The 19180-nt window shown below is 42.7% G+C and carries 25 protein-coding genes and 1 other annotated feature; of the genes, 10 read left to right on the top strand and 15 right to left on the bottom strand.

Going from position 1 to position 19180, the window contains the following annotated elements; genetic code table 11:
- Positions 1 to 2: 2 nt before the first annotated feature.
- The 4 genes from yhbY to B1K52_RS11945 are packed head-to-tail and all read right to left on the bottom strand — an operon-like array spanning position 3 to position 2770.
- The gene (gene yhbY, locus B1K52_RS11960) at positions 3 to 293 is read right to left on the bottom strand and encodes a ribosome assembly RNA-binding protein YhbY (RefSeq protein WP_077308533.1); all 291 of its coding nucleotides are present in this window, start codon (positions 291 to 293) and stop codon (positions 3 to 5) included.
- Between the two features lies 1 nt (position 294).
- Positions 295 to 1134, bottom strand: a complete 840-nt coding sequence (gene aroE, locus B1K52_RS11955) for a shikimate dehydrogenase (protein WP_077308531.1) — start codon at positions 1132 to 1134, stop codon at positions 295 to 297.
- 14 nt (positions 1135 to 1148) lie between these two features.
- Positions 1149 to 2252: a ribosome biogenesis GTPase YqeH gene (gene yqeH / locus B1K52_RS11950; RefSeq protein WP_077308529.1), complete on the bottom strand. Its 1104-nt coding sequence runs from the start codon at positions 2250 to 2252 to the stop codon at positions 1149 to 1151.
- Positions 2253 to 2254: 2 nt separating this feature from the next.
- Positions 2255 to 2770, bottom strand: coding sequence for a YqeG family HAD IIIA-type phosphatase (locus tag B1K52_RS11945; protein WP_077308527.1), 516 nt, complete (start codon positions 2768 to 2770; stop codon positions 2255 to 2257).
- A gap of 389 nt (positions 2771 to 3159) precedes the next feature.
- Between B1K52_RS11945 and B1K52_RS11940 the strand changes: the two genes are divergently transcribed.
- The 9 genes from B1K52_RS11940 (at position 3160) to B1K52_RS18290 (ending at position 9810) form a co-directional block, all read left to right on the top strand.
- A complete protein-coding gene (locus tag B1K52_RS11940) occupies positions 3160 to 3300 on the top strand; it encodes a sporulation histidine kinase inhibitor Sda (protein ID WP_077308525.1) in 141 nt (46 codons plus the stop codon).
- 191 nt (positions 3301 to 3491) lie between these two features.
- Positions 3492 to 5849, top strand: a complete 2358-nt coding sequence (gene mbhE / locus B1K52_RS11935; RefSeq protein WP_077308523.1) for a hydrogen gas-evolving membrane-bound hydrogenase subunit E — start codon at positions 3492 to 3494, stop codon at positions 5847 to 5849.
- Positions 5849 to 6187, top strand: a complete 339-nt coding sequence (locus B1K52_RS11930; protein WP_077308521.1) for a Na(+)/H(+) antiporter subunit C — start codon at positions 5849 to 5851, stop codon at positions 6185 to 6187. The genes mbhE and B1K52_RS11930 overlap by 1 nt, the downstream gene beginning before the upstream one ends.
- Positions 6180 to 7664 (top strand): Na+/H+ antiporter subunit D, encoded by a 1485-nt coding sequence (locus B1K52_RS11925; protein WP_077308518.1) that lies wholly within the window; start codon positions 6180 to 6182, stop codon positions 7662 to 7664. The genes B1K52_RS11930 and B1K52_RS11925 overlap by 8 nt, the downstream gene beginning before the upstream one ends.
- On the top strand, positions 7665 to 8141 hold the full coding sequence (locus tag B1K52_RS11920; RefSeq protein WP_077308516.1) for a Na+/H+ antiporter subunit E: 477 nt from the start codon (positions 7665 to 7667) through the stop codon (positions 8139 to 8141).
- Positions 8138 to 8449, top strand: a complete 312-nt coding sequence (locus B1K52_RS11915; protein ID WP_077308514.1) for a Na(+)/H(+) antiporter subunit F1 — start codon at positions 8138 to 8140, stop codon at positions 8447 to 8449. Before B1K52_RS11920 ends, B1K52_RS11915 begins: the two co-directional genes overlap by 4 nt.
- Positions 8430 to 8816 carry a monovalent cation/H(+) antiporter subunit G gene (mnhG, locus tag B1K52_RS11910; RefSeq protein WP_077308512.1) on the top strand — a complete coding sequence of 129 codons (387 nt, stop codon included), beginning with the start codon at positions 8430 to 8432 and terminating at the stop codon, positions 8814 to 8816. Before B1K52_RS11915 ends, mnhG begins: the two co-directional genes overlap by 20 nt.
- A 114-nt stretch (positions 8817 to 8930) precedes the next feature.
- Positions 8931 to 9629 (top strand): RNA polymerase sporulation sigma factor SigK, encoded by a 699-nt coding sequence (sigK, locus tag B1K52_RS11905; protein ID WP_077308510.1) that lies wholly within the window; start codon positions 8931 to 8933, stop codon positions 9627 to 9629.
- Positions 9630 to 9684: 55 nt separating this feature from the next.
- Complete coding sequence (locus B1K52_RS18290; protein ID WP_256855900.1) at positions 9685 to 9810, top strand: hypothetical protein; 126 nt, start codon at positions 9685 to 9687, stop codon at positions 9808 to 9810.
- A gap of 31 nt (positions 9811 to 9841) precedes the next feature.
- Here the strand turns inward: B1K52_RS18290 and B1K52_RS11900 are convergent, their stop codons facing one another.
- The 3 genes from B1K52_RS11900 to B1K52_RS11890 form a co-directional block, all read right to left on the bottom strand.
- Positions 9842 to 10069, bottom strand: coding sequence for a YrhC family protein (locus B1K52_RS11900; RefSeq protein WP_077308508.1), 228 nt, complete (start codon positions 10067 to 10069; stop codon positions 9842 to 9844).
- A gap of 80 nt (positions 10070 to 10149) precedes the next feature.
- Complete coding sequence (mtnN, locus tag B1K52_RS11895; RefSeq protein WP_077308506.1) at positions 10150 to 10842, bottom strand: 5'-methylthioadenosine/S-adenosylhomocysteine nucleosidase; 693 nt, start codon at positions 10840 to 10842, stop codon at positions 10150 to 10152.
- A gap of 13 nt (positions 10843 to 10855) precedes the next feature.
- A complete protein-coding gene (locus B1K52_RS11890) occupies positions 10856 to 11497 on the bottom strand; it encodes a YrrS family protein (protein WP_179106539.1) in 642 nt (213 codons plus the stop codon).
- 220 nt (positions 11498 to 11717) lie between these two features.
- On the opposite strand from B1K52_RS11890, the gene B1K52_RS11885 reads away from it, so the two are divergent.
- Positions 11718 to 11972 carry a hypothetical protein gene (locus B1K52_RS11885; RefSeq protein WP_077308502.1) on the top strand — a complete coding sequence of 85 codons (255 nt, stop codon included), beginning with the start codon at positions 11718 to 11720 and terminating at the stop codon, positions 11970 to 11972.
- Between the two features lie 50 nt (positions 11973 to 12022).
- Here B1K52_RS11885 and greA read toward each other — a convergent pair whose 3' ends face one another.
- The 8 genes from greA to alaS form a co-directional block, all read right to left on the bottom strand.
- Entirely contained in the window at positions 12023 to 12499 is a 477-nt protein-coding gene (greA, locus tag B1K52_RS11880; RefSeq protein ID WP_077308500.1) for a transcription elongation factor GreA, read from the bottom strand.
- Between the two features lie 121 nt (positions 12500 to 12620).
- Entirely contained in the window at positions 12621 to 13253 is a 633-nt protein-coding gene (gene udk, locus B1K52_RS11875) for a uridine kinase (RefSeq protein WP_077308498.1), read from the bottom strand.
- Positions 13254 to 13281: 28 nt separating this feature from the next.
- Positions 13282 to 13920 carry an O-methyltransferase gene (locus B1K52_RS11870; RefSeq protein ID WP_077308496.1) on the bottom strand — a complete coding sequence of 213 codons (639 nt, stop codon included), beginning with the start codon at positions 13918 to 13920 and terminating at the stop codon, positions 13282 to 13284.
- Between the two features lie 22 nt (positions 13921 to 13942).
- The gene (gene mltG / locus B1K52_RS11865) at positions 13943 to 15070 is read right to left on the bottom strand and encodes an endolytic transglycosylase MltG (protein WP_077308494.1); all 1128 of its coding nucleotides are present in this window, start codon (positions 15068 to 15070) and stop codon (positions 13943 to 13945) included.
- Between the two features lie 138 nt (positions 15071 to 15208).
- Positions 15209 to 15496 (bottom strand): DUF1292 domain-containing protein, encoded by a 288-nt coding sequence (locus B1K52_RS11860; protein ID WP_077308492.1) that lies wholly within the window; start codon positions 15494 to 15496, stop codon positions 15209 to 15211.
- Between the two features lie 13 nt (positions 15497 to 15509).
- A complete protein-coding gene (ruvX, locus tag B1K52_RS11855) occupies positions 15510 to 15938 on the bottom strand; it encodes a Holliday junction resolvase RuvX (RefSeq protein WP_077308490.1) in 429 nt (142 codons plus the stop codon).
- A complete protein-coding gene (locus B1K52_RS11850) occupies positions 15931 to 16197 on the bottom strand; it encodes an IreB family regulatory phosphoprotein (protein WP_077308488.1) in 267 nt (88 codons plus the stop codon). Before B1K52_RS11850 ends, ruvX begins: the two co-directional genes overlap by 8 nt.
- Positions 16198 to 16263: 66 nt before the next feature.
- Complete coding sequence (gene alaS / locus B1K52_RS11845) at positions 16264 to 18900, bottom strand: alanine--tRNA ligase (protein ID WP_077308486.1); 2637 nt, start codon at positions 18898 to 18900, stop codon at positions 16264 to 16266.
- Positions 18901 to 18950: 50 nt separating this feature from the next.
- Positions 18951 to 19162, bottom strand: a binding site (T-box leader).
- Between the last annotated feature and the right edge of the window lie 18 nt (positions 19163 to 19180).

Below are 19180 nucleotides of genomic sequence, written 5' to 3'. Positions count from 1 at the left end.
CTTTATGGCAGCTTGATTTGCTTATTCTCCCGAGATGCTTTATATAGGACGATTGTGCTGCCGATAATTTGAACAACGTGCGCGTCTGTTCCCGCTGCAATTGCCTCCGCTACCTCGTCTTTATCTTCTATACAATTTTGCAGCAGGCTCACTTTAATTAGTTCCCGCTTTTCCAATGCTTCACTGATTTGAACAATCATATTATCGTTCACGCCGATTTTTCCTACTTGGAAGATCGGTTTTAAATGATGTGCCTCTGCACGTAGAAATCTCTTTTGCTTACCTGTTAACATATTATGCCTCCGTTACTTTTTGTTCCAGCCGATCAAGCAAGTCTCCAATGATTAGTTGCTTGCCAGACCATATCTCAAACGCGTATTGCGCTTGATACAGCAGCATGCTGTGACCATGATGGATTACTGCTCCTTGCTCCTTCGCTGATTGAAGAAGTTTCGTCTCAATCGGCTTATATACGATATCACTTACAACGGTATTAGGTTTTAATCCAGATAAAGAAACAATCTGTTCCTTATCTCCTGGACTCATACCTACACTTGTTGTCTGAATGATGATGTCATAATCCTTTATTTGTTTTTCAGCTTCCGCGAATGTAAGAATTCCTGTGACTGTTTCAGGCTCTTGTAATTGCAGCAGCTGTTCAGCCTTCTCGCGCGTACGATTGGAGATATCCACATATGGAAAGCCTTCCGTCACTAATGCCCGATAAATCCCTCTGGCAGCTCCACCTGCTCCGAGCACAAGCACGCGAGACATACTGTTGTCAGCAGGTAACACCTGTTTTAAAGCACGGACATATCCTGCTCCATCGGTATTATACCCAATCCATTTACCATTCTTGTATACAGCCGTGTTGACCGCACCAATTTTTTCAGCATCTGGATCAAGTTCATCCAAAAACGGAATGATACGCTGTTTATATGGAACCGTTATATTGAAGCCGTTGATGCCGCTCTCCAGTAATTTGCTAATCTTTTCTTCAAATACTTCCGGTTCAATTGAATAGAGATGATATTCTCCTTCTATACCAGCTTGCTTCATAAACTGGTGATGAATCCATGGTGATAAAGAATGTTTTACAGGATGGCCAATTAAGCCTAGCTTCAACGTCTTCATAAACAATTCCCCCCTTAGATTAACGACCGGCGTACAGTGGCTGGCACGCCTTTCGGTGTATGCACGGTTATGGATGCAGGCTCCCCTGTCAGTGTAATCCATCCGAGTCCAGGTATGACGATATCTGTTTTCTGTTCTTTTATGCGGAATGAAGCTTTCTGGAACGCCGGGAAGTTCTCGAGCTGATCTTTATGAGGCGGCGCGAGCAATTCCCCTTTCTGCCGTTCGTACAAGTCATTCGCATTCTCCAGTTTCGTTCGATGAATATCAAGCGCATTGGAGAAATAGCAAACAAATGGCTGTCTTTCACCAGATTCAAAATCAATGCGCGCTAGTCCGCCGATGAAAAGTGTTTGCTTTTCATTTAATTGGAAGATACGCGATTTAATCTCTTTATTCGGTGTAACTGTTTTCAATTCCTTGTCTGTCACATAATGTGCAATCTGCTGTCTGTTGACAATTCCAGGTGTATCATAAAGGGAACTGGAATCATCCAACGGGATGTCAATAAACCCGAGCGTTGTGCCAGGGAAATACGATGTTGTGATTGCATCATTAATGCCAGTGGAATGTTTGATCAAAGCATTTATAAATGTCGATTTACCCACATTTGTGCTTCCAACTACAAATACATCCTCACCTTTGCGCAATTCTTGAATGCTATCCTCAAGTTCGCCCATTCCAATTCCGCGCTTCGCCGAGATCAAATGCACATCCGCTACTTGAATACCATATTCCTTAGCAGCACCGCGAAGCCATTGCTTGACACGCTCATGATTTGTTGATTTTGGCAGCAAGTCAACTTTGTTTCCAACAAGGATGATTGGCTTGTCTCCGACTAGACGTTTGATACTGCCGATGAAGCTTCCGTTAAAATCAAAAATATCGACGAGCTTCACCACGAGACCGTCTTTGTTACTAATTTCACTAATCAAAGTAAAGAAGTCATCGTCGGTCACTGCGACATCCTGGACTTCATTGTAATGCTTTAGCCGGAAGCAGCGCTTACAGATGACTTCATCATTCTTCCCTAATGCTGATGCGGGGATATACCCAGGCAGCGATGCATTCTCTGTCTGAATTGGGGCGCCGCAGCCTTGGCAAATCAATTCTTCCACATTTATTCCTCCCACGTTATCTTTCCTTTTCTTCTAAAGTAATTTAGTATCCGTCTTTCAATCATCCGGTTGATTTTTGTAATCTTACCGTCCGTTTTGACGATCGGTACGACAACTATCGTATAGAAACCAGCTAAATTCCCGCCTAACACATCTGTTAGGAGCTGATCACCGATCATAACTATTTCATTCTTCTCCAGCTTCATTTGTTTTACTGCCTGCTTGAAAGCTCGTCCAAGCGGTTTTCTGGCACTGTAAACAAATGGGATATCAAGCGGTTCAGAAAAGAGTTTGACCCGTTGTTCATTATTATTAGATATAATCGTAATTTTAATATCATGCGCGCGCATTTCCCGGAACCATTCTGTTACTTCTGGTGTAGCATCCGCTACGTCCCAAGCGACCAGTGTGTTGTCCAGGTCCGTAATGATTCCTTTAATTCCCTGCGCTTTCAATTTCTCCGGTTTTATGTCAAATATGCTCTTCACATGCTCGTTCGGCAAGAACTTCTTTAGCATTTGTGGAATTCCTCCGTTCTCGTACACTTCAACAGTTACTTACCCATCATAAGGCATTTTTACGACGGTTTCAAAAAAATCTTTCATCAAATCGCTTAATTTCGACTTTTGTATAGTCTTCGGACCTCATTTTAGAAGTAAAATCTTTCGACAAATCTCTACATACTTCGCTTTGTGGATAACTATGTCCACATTATCCACTGCAAGAAACAGTCATTATTAACAGTTATGAACAATTTATCTACAGGTTATGAACAGTTTAATGTAGATAACTATCGCCTTGTCCGCCTTTTTTTTTCGTGATACATTATTAATAACTTATCAACTCCCCAACCCACGCATAGAAAGATCTGCAAGGTATTAAGATCTCCCATCAGGAGGAATGCAAGATGGAACATATGTCTGACGAATTGCTGATCGAATCTTACCACAAGGCCAACGAACTCCACTTGAGCCAAGAGTTTATTCACTTAATAGAAAAAGAAATTCAATCACGGGGCTTATCACATAAGATCCGTTACACTAGTTAAACATGATCTCCTGCAAGCCCTGCCAGCATGGCAGGGCTTTTTTCATAAAGTAGACACATCTTGGTTGCAGTGTTGGCTTGAACTCCTTTACAATTGGGTATAGTATGCTTTGAAATAGTGTTTAATTTGTTGAGGAACTTCTTTCAAAATTTATTAGCTGCTATCAATCACTTGAGGAGGATTGCCAATACATGATTTTTGCCATCCTGATGCCATTCATAATTGCTATGTGCATCCCATTCATCGCAAGATTTAAAACCAAGATACATACTGGATATGCAGTATTCGCAACTGCTTTATCTATTTTTATTTATTTCCTCACACTCCTTGTCAGCGGAGATACGGACATATTCTACCGTTACAGCTGGATTCCATCCCTTGGACTGGATTTAACATTTTATACAGATGGACTTGCTCTGTTCTTCGCTTTACTGATTAGCGGAATAGGAGCCCTAGTAGCATTTTACTCCGTTCATTATCTATCGAAGAAGGAGCGGCTCGGACATTTTTATGTCTATCTGCTTCTATTTATGGGGGCAATGCTTGGTATTGTCACTTCAGATAATATTTATGCTCTATATACTTTCTGGGAGCTGACTTCCGTTTCTTCCTTCTTATTAATCAGTTTTTGGTTTACTAGAAAAGCTTCTACCGATGGTGCAATGAAATCTTTGCTAATTACTGTTCTGGGCGGTTTTTCTTTGCTTGGAGGCTTGGTTCTGCTGCAAATCGTAACAGGCAGTACAAGCATACGTACCATTCTCACGGAAGGAAGCTTAATTCTAAGCAGTGATTGGTTCCCGCTTATTATTGTTCTCCTGCTTCTGGCAGCTTGTACAAAGTCAGCCCAGTTCCCTTTCCATATCTGGCTGCCTGATGCAATGGAAGCACCGACACCGGTCAGCGCATACTTGCATTCTGCCACGATGGTAAAAGCTGGTTTATTCCTGCTTCTTCGCTTTACTCCTGTATTCAGAGAAAGTGAATCATTCTTCATTGCCGTCTCGATAATCGGTCTTCTGACTTTATTCTGGGGATCTTATATGGCGGTCAGACAAACAGATTTAAAGGGCATACTGGCTTACTCTACCATTAGCCAGCTTGGGATGATCATGTCTATGATCGGGTACGGAACAGAAGCTGCTCTATTTGCTGCCATGTTCCATATTTTAAACCACGCTACATTTAAGGGAAGCTTGTTCATGGCAGTTGGAATCATCGACCATGAAACTGGCACACGTAATATAAACAAGCTTGGCGGCTTGTGGAAGCTCATGCCGGTCACAGGAATTATTAGCGTACTCGCTTCCTTCTCAATGGCTGGTGTACCGCTGCCGATATTAAATGGTTTCTTAAGTAAAGAAGAGTTCTTCACGAGTTCTTGGGAGCTTGCGCAAACGCGTACATTCAGCACTGGATTCGCTGATGTATTAATGCATGTCGTGCCGTACGCAGCTGTAGCAGGAAGTATATTCACATTCGTTTACAGTATGTACTTCTTCTTCGGTACGTTTACTGGAAAACGGGACAAGGACACAGCTGAAAAAGCGCATGATCCAAATTTCGGCATGCTCATTTCACCTATTTTGCTTGTCTGCGGCGTTGTGATTATAAGTATCTTCCCGAATTGGTTTAGTCACCATTTGCTTCACCCGGCTGCGAACGCAGTTTACGGGGAAGCAATGAAAGAACATCACATTAAATTCTGGCATGGCTTAGAACCTGCATTGGTCATGTCATTAGTTGTCGTCATACTTGGTATCGCATTCTACCTGACAAGAAAATACTGGGCAGGTCTGTATCAGATCCTTCCTGGAAAGCTGTCTGGTAATGCTATTTACAGAGGCTTGTTAACGCTAAGTGAAAAACAAACTAAAACAGTTAATGACCGCCTAGTGAACGGTTCACTCCGCCAATACAATATGGTCATTATCAGTGTCATTTCTGTTGTGACATTAGCTATTTTATTCGGGACGAATGCATTCGATCTTACGAATATCGATGTTTCTCCTGTGTCCTTGCCAGGAAGTCTGCCTGAATTGGCGGTAGCTCTGATTATGGTCACAGCAGCATTTGGTACGACAGTGTCTGAGAAGAAACTGACAGCTATCATTATCCTTGGTGTTGTCGGCTATGGCTTATCGATTTTATTCGTTCTCTTCCGGGCACCAGATCTTGCTTTAACGCAATTAAGTATTGAAACAATCACAGTAGTTCTCTTCTTGCTATGCTTCCGTCACCTTCCGGAAATGGAGCGGGACAGAAAAGAAAAAGTATCGAAGAAAGTTACGAATATCATCATTGCTGCTGCCTGCGGACTCATGATGACGCTTGTGGGACTGGCAGCTTACAGTCAGCGTCTGTTCCCTTCCATCTCCGACTACTTTGTTAAGTATTCGTACAAACTGGGCGGCGGGGATAATATCGTTAACGTCATCCTGGTCGACTTCCGCGGATTGGATACGCTATTCGAAATTACAGTACTAGCCATTGCAGCTTTAGGTATTTATTCGCTTATCAAGCTACGTCATAAAGGAGGGGATCGCTAATGGAAATCATTATGATTGTACTCGCAGGCATCCTCTTCGGATTTGCTGTTTATAACATTTTACAAAAACGGCTGCTTCGTATCATTATCGGAACGGCCTTACTATCTCATGCTGCCCACCTTTTCATCCTGACAATGGGGAAATTGAAGCGTGGCGCTGCACCCGTTCTTCGAGAAGGTACAGAGAATTATACCGATCCGCTGCCGCAAGCGCTGATCCTGACGTCTATTGTTATCAGTTTCGGTGTTACTAGCTTGCTTCTCGTATTAGCGTACCGAGCAGTCAAAACGAACGGGACAGATAATATGGAAGAATTAAGAGGTAATAATCATGACTAATCTTGCTATCTTACCGATTCTAATCCCTTTACTTTCTGGTGTACTATTGGCATTCACCCACAATCGGCTGAGGGTGACGCGAACATTGGCCATGCTGCTAGCTCTCGCTCACCTCATCACGATGGGCTTCCTTACATTCCATGTGCTTACAGAAGGAAGCATTGTACTTGAAGCAGGGAATTGGATTGCCCCATACGGAATTGTACTTGTATTGGATCCTTTAAGCGCTCTGCTTGCTCTGACAACGAGTATCATCTTAGTTGCTGTTGTCTGGTACGCACCATCCAGTGTGTCAGAGGAACAGGAAAGCTTCTATTTCTACACGTTTGTGTTTTTATTAATAACAGGCGTATCTGGAGCATTCATAACAGGCGATTTATTTAACCTGTTTGTATTCTTCGAGGTTTTATTGATGGCCTCCTATGCGCTCATTACACATGGCGGAAAAAAAGTACAGCTGCGTGAGTCCATCAAGTATGTACTCATTAATCTCTTTTCGTCTATGCTTTTTGTTACTACCATTTCTTATGTATATGCAGTACTAGGCACAGTTAATATGGCACAACTGGCAGAGCGTGCCGCGGCATCTGATTCGCCAGGCATTATTACGACTGTCGCCATACTGTTATTCTTTGTATTTGCAACGAAGGGCGCAGCATTTCCGCTTTATTATTGGCTGCCGCGTTCTTATATTGTTCCAAATCCGGTTATCTCAGCTTTATTTGGTGCATTATTGACGAAAGTCGGCGTTTACTCGTTAATTCGGACTTTCACGCTGATATTTCATCAGCAGCCGGACATCATTGATAATCTTTTCATCTGGGTCGGCAACCTGACCATGCTCTTCGGTGTCATCGGTGCGTTGGCTTCTCGGAATATTAAATTGATTGTTGCTTATAACATTATTCCGGCAATCGGGTTCATGCTAGTCGGTATTGGCATGTTCAATAGCGACGGTTTGAGCGGAAGCATTTATTATCTGCTGCAGGACATGATCATAAAAGCTGCACTGTTCTTGCTTGCTGGTACGATTGCAAGCCTTGCGGGTACAGCAGATATAAATAAAATGGGCGGTATGATTCGTTCTCATCCCGTGCTTGGATGGATGTTCTTTATCGGAGGACTTGTATTAGCAGGCGTTCCCCCGTTCAGTGGTTTTATTGGCAAGTTATTGCTTGTGCGCGGCGCTTTCGAAAAGGGCGAAACAGTTACAGTAATTATCATGCTAATCACTAGCTTGCTCATTTTGCTCTCCATCGTCAGAGCTTTTATCCGCGTATTCTGGGGAGAAGGCAATACAGGAGCAGAACCTTCAGGCAAATATGGATCACAAATCTTTTCAGCCGGTTTCCTCATGCTCTTTACCGTCTTTCTTGGTATCGGTGCAGAAGCTATCCTGCCCGCCGTTCAGCAGATTGCAGATTACCTGCTTGAACCGCAAACGTACATTGAACTCGTTTTGAAGGGGGATCACTAAATGGCTTTTCAAATATGCATAAACTTACTGATTGCCGTAATGTGGACTTTTCTTGGCGAGTCCTATAACTTCTCTGGTTTTGTGATTGGTTATCTTGTCGGTATTGTTTTATTGTTCTTCTTACGACGTTTCTTAAAAGGACCGTTCTATCTGAAGCGCCTGTATAAAATGGTTGTCTTGGTGCTCATTTTTATAAAAGAGCTGCTGCTCTCTAACCTGGACATTACGAAGCTTGTATACGCAAGACGTTTAGATATCAATCCTGGCATATTCACCTTGGAAACAGAATTGGAAACCGATTGGGAGATCACGCTTCTAGCTATTTTAATTACGCTAACGCCAGGAACGGTGACAGTTGCTGTTTCTCCTGATAAAAAGAAACTCTATATCCATGCTATGGACATTGTGGATATGCAAGATGCCGTTCATTCCATCAAGAACAGCTTTGAGAAACATATCATGGAGGTGACACGATGAGTGCTTTGCAAGATGATTTCGCTTCAATTGTCCAAATGATATCAATCATTTGTCTGATTGTGCTAAGTGTTTCTATCCTCTTGTTAATTATCCGTGTGCTGAAGGGACCGACGAATGCTGATCGAGCAGTTGCCTTGGATGCAATTGGGGTAAATATTATGGCTTTTGCAGCCTTATTAGCCATCATTCTCGTAACACCAAACTTTAATGATATCGTGCTGCTAATCGGTATTCTTCTGTTTATCGGTACAGTAGCTATTGCAATATATTTAGAAAAGGGTGATTTAATTGATACAGACGATAATTGAAATCATCCTGGATATCCTTGTCATTGTCTTCATACTTGGCGGTGCGTTTATCGTGTTTACCGCTTCTGTAGGTGTCCTGCGTTTCCCTGATATCTATACGAGACTTCACGCTGCGAGTAAGGGCTCGACACTTGGAGTAGCAGGTATCCTTATTGGCGCTTTCATTTTTCACTATATGGAGTATGGAATCGTCAGCGGCAGACTTATCCTTGGTGTTCTGTTTATCATGCTGACCGCACCTGTAGCCAGCCACTTAATTTCAAGGGCAGCTCACCTCCGCGGAGCCAAACCATATGGTACATTAAAGGATCAATACCAAGAAGCAATTGATGCAGAGAAACGAAAACAAGATAAAAATGCAAAGTGAATGCCTGCGGGCATTCACTTTTTCTTTTTCTAATGGACAGACACTTTCAGAGACTCCTTTACATAAAGTGTCTGTATAGGCTTTTGCCTGAAGCGCATTAGGAGGTGTAAGAAATTGAGTATCATTGGTGCAATTGGACTCCTCTTAAAAGAAGCTATGTTCTTCGTTTCCTATGTGAAGAACCATGCATTTCCGCAGCCTCTCCCCCCTGAGGAAGAAGCAGTCCATATTGAACGTATGAAGCAAGGGGATGAAGTGAGCCGCAATAAATTAATTGAACACAATTTGCGTCTTGTCGCTCATATTGTGAAGAAATTTGAGAACACAGGAGAAGATGCAGAAGATCTCATCTCGATTGGTACGATTGGATTAATTAAAGGCATCGAAAGTTACTCCAGTGACAAAGGAACCAAACTTGCTACATACGCGGCAAGATGTATTGAGAATGAAATACTCATGCATCTGCGTGCTTTAAAGAAGACGAAGAAAGATATTTCCCTGCATGATCCAATCGGTCAAGATAAAGAAGGCAATGAAATCAGCCTGATTGATATTCTTCAAGCTGAGAATGACGACATTATTGAATATATCCAGCTTAATATGGAAGTAGAAAAGATAAAAGAATACATTGATATTCTTGATGGACGGGAAAAAGAAGTGATCGTCAGCCGGTATGGACTAAATAATGAGGAAGATATGACACAACGGGAAATTGCAAAAAAATTAAATATCTCCCGTAGTTACGTTTCTCGTATAGAGAAACGAGCGTTAATGAAGATTTTCCATGAATATTACCGTCAGCATCGTACGTGAGTGGCCTGTGACTCGCTTTCTGCATACGCTAAGGCAAAAAGGAGGAAAAGCAGTTATGTATCCTTATCCCCTTCCTTCCAGCTCCTACAAGCAACGTGTCAGTACAGGTGCACTGATTGCAGCATTTCTTGTCTTACTCTTCATCGGCGGCACATACGCGTGGGAAAATATATGGGATTAAACAAAAAAACTCCGATTTTATAATCGGAGTTTTAGCTTTCTAGTTTTTTCTGCCAGCGCTCTATTGCAAACCAGATGAGTATCGCAGCAACGACACATCCACCGGTAAGTGCGAAAAGTATATTTGCTTTATCTGATGGTGCCAAATAGACATTAATAATTGATCCAAGATATAAATAACTTCCAAGAATCAGAAGCGCCAATGCAAAACGGCGATAATCTGCAATCTTGTCGAGCAGCTGCTGTTGTCTTTTCTCCATTTTGTCGCCCCCTCTTCTAATCTAGCAACATTGTAACACAAAAAAAGACAGCAATTACCTGGTAATTGCTGTCACTCTTATTAATAGCGTTCTACCATCTTCATAATCAGATTAGCCGCATTACGTGCCGCTTGGTCCAAAAATGCATCAAAGGATACAGATGATTCCTTACCCGCTATGTCGGACAGTGCTCGCACGATGACGAAAGGTGTACCGTAATGATAAGCAACTTGTGCTACAGCAGCAGCTTCCATCTCCGCTGCCAGCATCGCCGGGAACTTATCTCTGACAAATGCAACACGTTCCGGATCTGACATAAAGCTGTCACCTGTAGCAATTAGGCCGATTTCTGCATTTGTATCAGGGAATTGGTCAATCACACTTTTAGCCAGCTTTACAAGCTCCTGATCCGCTTGAAATGCTGGAGGCATTTGCGGTACTTGTCCATAAGCATAGTCGAACGCTGTCACATCCACATCATGATGAACGACCGCATCAGAAATAACAATATCGCCTACTTCAAGATTTTCAGCAAATCCGCCCGCTGAACCTGTATTAATGATTGCTGCTGGCGCGTAACGCTCAATTAGCATAGCTGCAGCAAGTGCGGCATTTACTTTTCCGATACCAGATTTAAGAAGTACGACAGATTTCTCCGATAAAGTGCCCTCGGTAATTTCATAACCTGCTACAACTACTTCCTTCTTATTTGTCATTGTTTCTTTTAATAATGCTACTTCTTCATCCATTGCTCCGATTATGCCGATTGTCATACTGTTTGCTCCTTTAATTCTTATCGTTTTCTTTCAGTACTTCTACTTTGGTAGCCTGCCAGCCTTCTCCATCTGCCCAGCTTGCATAGACACGGAATGTTTCAGCTGAGTTAGAACCAGAAATTGTTGCGACAATATCATTGCCACCATTACCGTTATTTCCTATATACCACGTTGTCATGGAGCTCGGATCTAATCCAACTGCCTCTGCAGCTGCTCGCTCAATCTCACGCCAATCCGTCGTATCCTCCTGGAAAGTCGTCGTATGGGCACCAGACTGTTCTGTACCTATCGGCTCCCAATCTTTCTTGTACGCTTCCTTCACGTTACCATCAGTTGGCTCGACTTCTTCTTTTTTGCTATCTTTTTCCTCTTTATCCTGTTCTTCTTCATCTTTCTTTTCTTCATCGCCTTGCTCTTTATTTTCTTCATCAGAAGCTTTTTTTCCTGACACTTGATCTGCGATGGTCTGCTTATTTTGGCCGTCATCTGTTGTCTCATTTGAGGCAGTTGGTTTATCATTCAGAACTGCGATAAGCAACACAACGACTACTGCTGCTCCAGCTAAAGCCAAGACAAGGCTAAGCCACTTTTTTGGTTTTCTTCGCTGGTTCCGATTATTTAATCTGGAATAATCCTGATTTTCATCAGCCATGTTCATCCCTCCTCATTGTTTTCTATTATACTATGAACAGCATCATAGCCAAAGTCATAATATAGGTAGAATTTTTATTAGGTATATTTGTTGAAGTCTCGCTAATTTTGGCATACAGGAAGGAATACGTGCATAAGTATCTAACTATATAAACAAGAAAAGCAGGTGGAACTTCTTTCGTCAGTCTTCAAGCTTCCTGTGGAAAGAGAGGAAGATAACCATGATGAATGTGACAAGAATGGATACGAACCTTTGGGGCCACGAATCGTTCGAGTATGTCGGCTATGATAAGGAAGCCGAGACTTTCTCTATCTTCTTATTAGAAGGATGCTGTTTATCCTTTACTAGTGTGAAAGAACATGTCGTCTTCTCTTTTCTGCTCGCACTTGATAAAGAGCGTTTTATCCTGCAGAAACTTATACCCTTTTTCCCGTTTGAGAGATCTTCCGGGCAACTCGTCAATCAGGCACAATAAAACAAGCTGCTTCCATATAATTCGGAAGCAGCTTTTGTTTTATGTCTAGCTTATTCAACTTTTATGATTTTAACTTGGATATCGCCGCCTGGGGTTGCGACAGAAAGTTCTTCGCCAACCTCATGGCCAATCAGACTTTTGGCAATTGGAGAGTCATTTGAGATCTTGCCTTCAAATGGATCTGCTTCTGCACTGCCGACGATTGTGTAGCTTTCTTCGTCGCCATCCGGGAGTTCAATAAAGGTAACTGTCTTACCCATACCAACCATATCAGGGTTATCTGTATCACTTTCAATAATGACCGCATTACGGATCATATTTTCTGTTGTAGCGATTTTAGATTCGACGAATGCTTGTTCATCTTTCGCTGCATCGTACTCAGAGTTCTCGGACAAGTCACCGAATCCGCGAGCAATCTTGATACGCTCTACAACTTCCTGACGACGCGTAGTCTTCAGAAACTCTAATTCCTCTTCTAATTTCGCCAAACCTTCTTTAGTCATGTAATATTGTTTTTCTGTAGCCAATTCAAACACTCCTTGAGCTCTAAAAGATTGCTTTCCCTTTGCCTAATCACTATAGCGTTTTCATACATATTCCATACTATGGCAGATTAACGTTAAAAATTCAATACTTATCTGTACAAGTTCAGTTTGTCCGGCCAGATAGAATTGTTTCAATCTTGGCAGACATCAAATCGATGGCAACGTGGTTTTCGCCGCCTTCAGGTATGATAATATCTGCATAACGTTTTGTCGGTTCAATAAATTGCAGATGCATCGGGCGGACAACATTGACATATTGTTCAATAACCGAATCAATCGTCCGTCCCCGTTCCTTGATATCACGCAGCAAACGACGGATGATACGAAGATCTGCATCCGTATCTACGAACACTTTAATATCCATCATATCACGCAAACGCTCATCTTCCAGAATTAGAATACCTTCCAAGATGATAACATCCTTCGGTTCTACAGGTATTGTCTCCTCCGAACGGGTATGAATCTTATAATCATAAATTGGCTTTTCAATCGGCTTCTGGCTGCCAAGATCACGCAGGTGCTGCATAAGCAGCTCATTATCAAAAGCAAACGGATGGTCGTAATTGGTATTGAGACGCTGCTCAAAAGGAAGGTGAGATTGATCCTTGTAATACGAATCTTGCTCTATCACGAGAATTGTCTTATCCGTAAAACGTTTGTAAATGGATCTGGTAACAGACGTTTTACCTGATCCTGAACCCCCTGCAACACCGATAATGATAGGTTTTTTTGCCATTGTTTCTACTCCTCTTCCTGCTGCTCATTCATTTCTTTTTCACACTGACAGCTACTCCATCGCCTACTGGCAGGATTGTCGTGTGGTATGCTTCATGCTCGAATAGCCAGTCATTGTACTTGCGGATTTTTTTAGCAATATTCGCTTTACGAGGTGTCGCTTCTTTATCATCAGCTACATAGCCTTTGAAAAGGACATTGTCGCTGACAATCACACCGCGATCACTTAGCATGCTACTATAAGCTTCGAAAAACCGCTGATACTGACCTTTGGCTGCATCGATAAATACAAAATCATATGGTCCGTGCGCCTTGATTGTTTCTTCTAAATCAAACGCATCCCCTTTAAGCGTCACGATATCATCCTGTGCACCTTGCTCTTGAATATGTGCGACCGCTTGATTGTAACGTATCTCATCTCTTTCAACAGTCACGATGCTGACATCCGGTTTGGCGTGCCGCATCATAAGTGCGGAATAACCGATAGCTGTTCCAATCTCCAAAATTCTTTTCGGCTGCTGCAGCCGGATGACTTGCATTAAGAACTGGATGCCAAGCGGCTCCATAATCGGCACTTGATCTGCTGCAGCCAACTCTTCCAATTTAACTGCCCACTCCGGAGAAGGCTCAACGTGCTCCTCCAGATATTCCATTATTGCTTGTAACATATCATTTCCTCACTTTGCCTGCTTACTCATTCACATGCATATGCTTCTCAATCAGCTCTTGGTGCTCATCGTAGGTTCTAGCGTAATAAATCTGTCCGTTGTCTCCCGCCAGGAAATATAAATAGTCGGAGGTCTTCGGATTCACGACTGATTGCAGCGAGCTCTCCGAGAAATTACTAATTGGCCCAACTGGCAGCCCATTAATTCTATATGTATTATAAGGAGAATCTACTTCCAGATCCTTGTAATACACGCGGGGCTTATGCTCGCCTAGCGCATATAAGACAGTCGGGTCCGTCTGCAGCCTCATATCATCAGCCAGTCGATTATAAAAAATACCGGCAATCATGTTACGTTCATCTTCATTCCTTGCTTCATTTTCAACGAGCGAGGCAAAAGTGACTGCTTCGTGAACGGTCAAATCTCTTTGCTTGAAGTCGTCCAAGTAAGGCGTGATAATGTCCTGTGACTTGTCGAGCATCATATGCACAATCTTATCTATAGATAAATTGTCTTCAGATATAAAGTTATACGTTGCCGCAAACAAATACCCTTCGAGCGGATAACGGATATCTTCTTGCAGAATGTCCTCTGTCAGTATATCTGGATATTCGTTGATTAATTGCCTGATATAAGCTTCATCCTTCATTTTATCCAGAAAATCCTGTTGGTTTATTCCTAGTGTTTCAGACAAGATGCTGCTAATTTCCTCGATATCAGAACCTTCCGGAACTGCAGCCGACGCAGAGGGGGTACTCCCCGCCTCTGGATCGTTCAGTTTGTCGACGATCTGCTGCATGGACATGGAAGGGGATAGCTCAAAGTTTCCCGCACGGAAATTGGCTTCACCAGAAATTTTTACATAAAGCCGGAAAATGAAAGCATTTTTTATCAGACCTTGTTCTTCCAGAGATGAAGCGATTGAAGATGCCGTCGCTCCCATAGGAACTTCAACTACCTGTGTAGTATCGTTATCTGAATCAACTGCTTTCATACTGGCATTCACGTAAATAAAGGTTCCTAGTGCTCCAATTAGCAGAAGTACAATTATTGCAGATATGGTCATTAGTACTATTTTCCGCACGATGCTTGCTTCCTCCATTCTTCTGTCCCGATTCTGTTGATAAATATCATCATTCGAGGCAGTCAAGCTATCTTTCCTCCTTTATCCGCCTTATTATACAATAAACGTCAAGCATATCTCCAGCGGCTTGACAATAAATACGGATAAAAGGCAAGAAAAAATCCTCTCTGCCTTATCGGAAAGAGAGGACTGCCTATTACAAGATTAGATGCCGTCTTCCTCATCAGTTAGTGTATTCAGCATTTCTTCGACCATTTCCCATTCTTCTTCTGATTCAATCTGGAATAATGTCAAATCTTTTTCATCGCCTGTTTCCTCGTAACGGAAAGCGAATACTTCTACTTCATCTTCTGACTCAGCTTGTTCAGCTGGGACAACTGCAATGTAGGAATGACCTGTTTCATCAACGTCAAAGTTGAATAATACTTCAAACAAATGCTCTTCACCGTTTTCATCCGGGATAACGATACGTTCTTTTTCTTCTAATGCCATGCGGCTTCACTCCTTATTGTTTTGAATCAAGATAACCTTGCAGAATCATGGACGCTGCCATCTTATCGATTACTTTTTTCCGTTTCTTCCGACTCACATCAGCTTCCAATAATACACGTTCTGCTGCCATCGTCGTCAGACGCTCGTCCCAAAGTACTGTCTCGATACCAAATTGTTCCTCAATCCATTGGGAGAAAGCAAGAGATGCTTCTCCCCTCGGACCAATTGTACCATTCATGTTCTTAGGCATGCCAATGACAGCTTTTGCGACTTCATGCGTCTTGATAATCTGTTCTAATTCCTGCCTTGCTGTTTCATAATCTTCTTCGTTCCATTTGATGGTAGTCAGACCTTGTGCAGTCCAGCCAAGTCCATCACTGACTGCTACGCCAATCGTCTTGGATCCGACATCCAAGCCAATTGTCTTTAGTATGTCAGTCATTGTGGTTCTGTTCCAAATAAAATTTTACCAGCTGTTCCACAATCTCATCACGTTCCATACGGCGGATGAGGTTGCGGGCATCATTATGCCGCGGGATATATGCCGGATCTCCTGACAAAAGATAGCCAACAATCTGATTGATCGGATTATATCCTTTTTCACGCAATGCCTCATAAACGGACATTAGCACTTCCCGGACATTTTCGTCCATCGGCTCTTCCGGGAAATTAAATTTCATTGTGTTATCCATCGAACTCAACGAAGCCACCTCACTTAATTTGCCAATCTTTTCTTCAGTATATACTTTTCTGTCGGATTTGAAAAATTAAAGCTGTTCTTCGACATATATTGTTGCATATGCGAGTGCTTCTGGTACTTGTTCGGGATTCTTACCGCCGGCCTGTGCCATATCAGGTCGACCGCCTCCGCCGCCTCCGCAGCGTTTTGCTGTTTCTTTGATTAAGTTGCCGGCATGCAGGCCTCGGCCAATGAGATCCTTCGATACACCTGCAGCCAACTGAACTTTTCCTTCAGCAGTAGCTGCCAGCAAGATTACTCCGCTGTCAAGCTTCTGTTTCAAGTCATCCACCATGCCGCGCAGCTGATTCATATCAGCTACATCTACCTGCTCTGCAAGTACGTGAACGCCTTTTACTTCTTTGACTTTGTCGAGAATGCTGCCAGCCTCCAGCTGTGACAATTTGGCACGCAAACTGTCGCGTTCTCGCTGTACTTCTTTTAGGTCTGCAAATACTGCTTCAATTCGAGCAGGAACTTGCTCATTCGTTGTCTTCAATTCAGCTGCTGCTTGCGCAAGCGTCTGCTGCTGTTCCTGTGTATAACGATAAGCTTCTTTAGATGTAACTGCTTCAATTCGTCGTGTGCCAGCACCGATTCCGCTTTCTGATACGATCTTAAACAAACCAATTTGGGAAGTGTTTTGAATATGTACACCACCGCAAAGTTCTAAACTATAATCGCCAACCTGCACAACACGTACAACGTCTCCGTATTTTTCACCGAATAAAGCCATTGCTCCCATTTCTTTCGCATCACTCAAGCTCTGGTAAGACGTGCTGACGGAAAGTTCATCCCAGATTTTCTGATTGACGATCTCTTCGATTTGTCCCATCTCTTCTTTTGTTACTGCATTGAAATGAGAGAAGTCAAATCGAAGTCTGTCTGGCGCTACCAAGGACCCAGCCTGGTTAACATGCGTCCCTAAAACATCTTTCAATGCTTGATGAAGCAAATGCGTTGCTGTATGGTTCTTAACGATATGCTGACGTCTCTTTGTATCTACTTTTGCATGGACATTTTCTTTTACTTGAATTTGTCCTTGCTTTACGATTCCTTGATGCAGGTTTTGGCCTTTTGGAGCTTTCTTGACCGCTTGAACAAACACAGTCGCTGTTTCCGTTGTTATCCAGCCTTCATCCGCTACTTGGCCGCCGCTTTCCGCATAGAAAGGTGTTTCATCCAAGATGAAGAAAATTTCGTCGCCCTCGACCGCTACATCAGCAAGCTGCTTATCTTTCACGATAGCGGCAATCACAGATTCCGTTTCGGTCCGATCATAGCCAACATACGTGCTCTCTGCTTCTACTTCTTGCAGTACACTATCTTGTACGTGCATGCTGTTCACTTTTTGACGAGCATCACGCGCACGTTCCCGCTGTTGTTTCATTTCTTGTTCGAAGCCTGCTTCATCAATGATGAACCCTTCTTCGCTAACATATTCCTCGGTCAGCTCTTTCGGGAATCCGTATGTATCATACAAACGGAATACTTCCGTACCAGGGAAGACGTTGCTGCCTTTTTCCTTTTCTTCTGCCACAATACGGTTCAAGATGGCAAGACCGTCAGCAAGTGTTTCATGGAAACGTTCTTCTTCTGTTTGAATAACTGTTTCAATGAAATCACGTTTCTCCATGATTTGCGGGTAAAAGGCATCCATGATTTCGCCTACAACGGGTACTAGCTCTTTCATAAATGGCTTTTCAATTCCAATATTTTTCGCATAACGCACAGCTCGGCGAATCAAACGGCGTAGCACATAACCACGACCTTCATTCGATGGAAGTGCACCATCGCTGATTGCGAACGAAACGGTACGAATATGGTCAGCAATTACTTTGAACGCTGTATCATCGGCAGTGTTTTTTCCGTACACTGCATTAGCGAATTGTGCTGTTTTTTCAATGATTGGCATAAATAAATCTGTTTCGAAGTTCGTCTTCGTATCTTGAATAACACAAACCATTCGCTCTAAACCCATACCTGTATCAATGTTCTGCTTCGGAAGCGGTGTATACGTGTGGTCCGGGTTATGGTTAAACTGACTGAATACTAAGTTCCAGATTTCTAAATAACGTTCATTTTCTCCGCCTGGGTACAGCTCAGGATCTTTAGGATCGTTGCCGAATTCCTCGCCGCGATCATAGAAAATCTCCGAGTTCGGGCCACTTGGGCCTTCTCCGATGTCCCAGAAGTTTTCTTCTGTGCGAATAATGCGTTCTTCTGGAAGACCGACAAGATCACGCCACATTTGGAATGCTTCTTCATCTTCTGGATGAACCGTAACAGATAGACGTTCGGGATTAAATCCGATCCACTTTTTGTCTGTTAGGAATTCCCAAGCCCATATAATGGCTTCTTTTTTGAAATAGTCACCGATTGAGAAGTTTCCGAGCATCTCGAAAAATGTATGGTGACGGGCAGTGAAGCCAACGTTCTCAATATCATTTGTTCGAATACTTTTCTGTGCATTTACAATGCGCGGATTTTCCGGTACAACTCGTCCATCAAAATACTTTTTCAATGTAGCTACACCGCTGTTGATCCATAATAGTGTTGGATCTTCTACTGGAACAAGCGACGCACTAGGCTCGACGCTATGCCCTTTCTCCTTGAAGAAATCAAGGAATTTCTGTCTTACTTGAGCAGACGTTAAATTTTCCATAAATAAGCCTCCTTTAGTATGTAAACACAAAAAACTCCCGTTCCTGCAACAGCAGGGACGAGAGTATGGTCGCGGTACCACCCTGATTATAGGCTGAAATCAGCCTATCACCTTTAAGCGCAGATAACGGTGCGCAGCCGATAAGGATTAACTCAGAGCTCCGGTATAGCTTTCCATCACACTTTTATGGAGACTCTTCCAGCCAAGGAATCTCCTCTCTTAATAAAAGGACGTCATGTACTTGTACCTTCATTGCTTTTTGTTATAAATCTAAGCGTTA

It is taken from the genome of Terribacillus halophilus (assembly GCF_900162685.1).
In the GTDB taxonomy this organism is placed as follows: domain Bacteria; phylum Bacillota; class Bacilli; order Bacillales; family Amphibacillaceae; genus Terribacillus; species Terribacillus halophilus_A.
Note: the sequence above shows the minus strand (reverse complement) of the source record. Positions and strands in the feature narration are given on the sequence as shown.